Here is a 3,508-nt window from a genome sequence, read left to right on the forward strand (position 1 = left end):
GCAAGGTCGAGGACCTGCGCGGCTTCGAGCGCGAGTACCGCACGCGTCTGAAGTCCTACCTGGAGTCGCAGCTCCGTCAGCTCGAGACGCAGGCGTCTCAACCTCCACCGGCCAGCGACCGTGCGGGGGTTGATCGAAGCGGCTCTGGCGGACGGCCAGTGCTTCGGGCACGCCGCCCACGTCGACGGATGGCGGTTCTTCGATGCCGTGGCCGCACGCGTCGGGCGGATTCCCTGAAGCTCGACGGGGACGTGCACCTCTTCGAGCTGCTCCAGGCCTGGGACCCGGACGAATAGGGCGTCCGGGTCCCGTCACGGACCGAAGCCCCGGCCGTACGCGCCCCCCGTGCCGGTTGTCGAGCCTTACCATCTGTTGAGGCCACGACGCGAGAGGCAGCGACATGGTGCAGTGGCAGGGGACCAACTTCACCGTGGACGGTCACGAGCCGACCAGTGCCGAGGAGTACTACCGGATCGGCCTGGCCTGCTGGAACAGCGGGCAGCACGCCGGTGCGGAGGTCCACTTCCTCGAGATCGCGGCGTCCACCGGCCACAGTGCCGCGATCGAACTGCTGGGGCACATCGACTACACACAAGGGCGGTACGCGAGCGCGGTGCCACGGCTGCGGCACAGCGGTGGTTCACCGCGCGCGGCCTTCTACCTCGCCTCGCTGTACCACCACGGCTGCCCGCAAGCGGGCATCGTCGAGTCGCTGGACGAAGCGGCCCGCTGGTACGGCAGGTCGGCCGAACTGGGCGAGCCCGAGGCGATGCTCATCCTGGGCGACCTGTACCTGGAACGACTGATTCCGGTCACCCGGACTCCGGCGGAACACGCCCTCGAGCAGTTCCTCGCGGCCGCCACACGCAACCACCCCTACGGCCAGTACCGCGCCGCGGAGATCTACCGCACCCTCTACCAGGACAACGAACGAGCCGCGGTGATGTACCAGTCCTGTGTGGACAACCCGATGACCGCGCGCCATGCCCTGGGGTCGATGATGACGCTTCAGAGCCAGGCGCACCTGCGGGAGATAGCGGCCTTCAGGGCGGCCCGCCGGTCGCAGGAGCGGCGTGACATCGTCAACCCCACGCAGCGGCGGAGCGACTTCTACTGACGTGTTCGGTCAGCGGACGACCAGGATCCACAGGAAGGCGGCCAGCGCCCGCACCAGATGTTCCGTCTCCTCGGTCTGCTCCAGCAGTGCGCCCGGTACGTGGCACAGTTCCCAGGAAGACCGGTCCGAGGACTCGTGCGGCCCCTCCGCCTCCCACAGGCGCCCGATCTCCTCGGTGCTCGCTCTCAGTCGGGCGCACGCGTCGACCGTGGTGCCGAGGACCTTCACCAGGGGGCCCGCGTCGTCCCGCCCGTCGCTGCCCAACTCGTCGCTGCCCAACTCGGCACCGTCCCGCCTCGTATCCTCCCGCCTGGCGCCGAGCAGTGTGCCGGCCGCGCCGGACAGTGCGGCAGCCGTGGCGGTCAGTGCGGCGGCCGTGGCGGCCAGGCGCGATGCCCGCTCCAGCCAACTCGGTGCGGGGTGAACGGAAGCGGCGGGTGTGCGGAGCGATCGTTCCAGGTCGTGGCCGAGGCGTCCGCCGACGGACCGTTCCTGGTCGGTGGGCCGCCAAGTCCGCCGCTCCCGCAGATCGTCCGCCTGCCCCATGGCCCGGCGGGCCCGCGCGAGTGCCGTGGGCCAGTCGCCGAGATCCCAGTCCGGCGTCGCCCGCGACTCCCGGACGCGGAAGCCGAGCGTCAGCCGCACCCCGGCAGGGCGCGGGCGCGGGAGCTCTGCCTCGACATGGGCCTGTAGTACGTGCCTGATCCCGGCCACCGACGCCGCGCTGCCGACGCCGATCCCGGCGTTGCGGGCCGCATCGGGCACGGGCCCCGTGTCCAACGGCTCGGCTCCCTGGGCGCAGTAGCTCAGGGCGTCGGCCAGGGGGACCTGGTCGACCAGAATCCCCGCGTCGTAGGCCGCTCGCCAGAACAGCAGACCGAGCGTGTTGTGCCTGGCGCTCCCCCACGGCCACTTCACCCGCGCGCCGGGGTCCGCGGAGAACCGCGAGAACACCCCTGGCCCCAGGCCGCCGTCGCGCTCGTCGTACCACGCGACCAGCAGGCGCGCCTGGTGACCGGCGCGCTCCCACGCCTCGCAGCCGTAGGCGACCTGGTGCCCCGGCTCCCACCCGTTCCCGTCCACGGCGCGAACCGTACCGGGCCCGGGACGTCCGGGTGGCATCCGGTGACCCCGGCAGGCCGCATCCGCCGTCCCGCGCGGGCTTCGTCTAACGTGGATGACGCCTGCGCCACTCCCCGGTTCCGCCGCGGACGAGCGCGGATTGTCGATGAGGGAGCCGTTCATGACTGACAGCATCTGGGGCTACCACCCGGCCGCCGGGCACGTCACGGGCACGGATCTGGTCGGCTACAAGGTAGAGGCCGTCGACGGCCACATCGGCAAGGTCGACAAACACTCGGACGACGTCGACTCCTCGTTTCTCGTCGTCGACATCGGTGTGTGGATCTTCGGCAGGCATGTCCTGCTGCCCGCGGGCACGGTGAGGCGGGTCGACCGGGACGAGCGGAAGATCTACGTCGCGCTCACCCAGGAGCAGATCAGGGAATCCCCCGAGTTCGACCGGGCCAAGCACGTCGGCGATGCCGACTACCACGAACAGGTCGGCGGCTATTACCAGGGCCACCGCGCCTGACCCACCGCCCCTGACCGACCGTCGCGCCGGTGGATCAGGGGCCTGACGGGAGTCCCTCGCGGCCGTCGGCGCTCAGCCCTGGGCCAGCTCCGCCACCGGCTGCCACTTCTCCCAGGCCGCCAGGCGCTGCTCGTAGTCCGCCTTCGCGATGCCCAGCGGCGCCGAACCGAAGAAGCAGCGCAGCGGCGGCTCCTGCGCGTCCACGATCTCCAGTACGGCCGCGGCGGACGCGCTCGGGTCACCCGGGGTGCCGACGCGCTTGCGCCGCTGTTCCTGGACTTCCTTGTGGAAATCGGCGTACGCCAGCAGTTGCTCGGACGTGCTCGACGAGGAACCGGCCCAGTCGGTCGCGAAGCCGCCGGGCTCGATCAGGGTGACCTTGATTCCGAACGGCGCCACTTCCTGCGCCAGCGCCTGGCTCATTCCCTCGAGCGCCCATTTCGAGGCGTGGTAGATGCCGACCAGCGGGAAGGCGCTGATCCCGCCGATGGAGGAAACCTGCAGAATGTGGCCGCTTCCCTGCTCGCGCAGGAAGGGCAGCGCCGCCTGGGTGACCCACAGGGCCCCGAAGAGGTTGGTCTCCAACTGCGCGCGAGCCTCGGCTTCGGTGATCTCCTCGATCATCCCGAAGTGGCCGTAGCCGGCGTTGTTGACGACCACGTCGAGCCGTCCGAACCGCTCGTGCGCCAGCCGCACGGACCACGCCCGCACGGCGCGGACACCGACGCCGTGCTCGGTGAACTCGGCCTGACAACGGCCGAGATCGGGGCACTGAGGGCGGAGGGGGCACTGTGACC

General features: G+C 70.8%; 4 protein-coding genes and 1 pseudogene. 3 read left to right on the plus strand and 2 right to left on the minus strand.

Translation table 11 applies throughout. The features are described from left to right. Both ACWEBX_RS38185 and ACWEBX_RS38190 read left to right on the plus strand, forming a co-directional pair. Positions 1–110: pseudogene (locus ACWEBX_RS38185) on the plus strand (cell division protein DivIVA); the annotation flags it as partial. A 290-nt stretch (positions 111–400) separates the two neighbouring features. Next, positions 401–1,117: a tetratricopeptide repeat protein gene (locus ACWEBX_RS38190; RefSeq protein ID WP_451889323.1), complete on the plus strand. Its 717-nt coding sequence runs from the start codon at positions 401–403 to the stop codon at positions 1,115–1,117. Positions 1,118–1,126: 9 nt separating this feature from the next. On the opposite strand, the gene ACWEBX_RS38195 is transcribed toward ACWEBX_RS38190, so the two are convergent. Further along, a complete protein-coding gene (locus ACWEBX_RS38195) occupies positions 1,127–2,200 on the minus strand; it encodes a hypothetical protein (protein ID WP_451889324.1) in 1,074 nt (357 codons plus the stop codon). A gap of 160 nt (positions 2,201–2,360) precedes the next feature. Here ACWEBX_RS38195 and ACWEBX_RS38200 point away from each other — a divergent pair, with 160 nt between their 5' ends. Further along, on the plus strand, positions 2,361–2,711 hold the full coding sequence (locus ACWEBX_RS38200; protein ID WP_451889325.1) for a PRC-barrel domain containing protein: 351 nt from the start codon (positions 2,361–2,363) through the stop codon (positions 2,709–2,711). Between the two features lie 72 nt (positions 2,712–2,783). On the opposite strand, the gene ACWEBX_RS38205 is transcribed toward ACWEBX_RS38200, so the two are convergent. Then, a complete protein-coding gene (locus ACWEBX_RS38205; protein WP_451889326.1) occupies positions 2,784–3,422 on the minus strand; it encodes an SDR family NAD(P)-dependent oxidoreductase in 639 nt (212 codons plus the stop codon). Positions 3,423–3,508 lie beyond the last annotated feature (86 nt).

It is taken from the genome of Streptomyces sp. NPDC005070 (assembly GCF_053600395.1).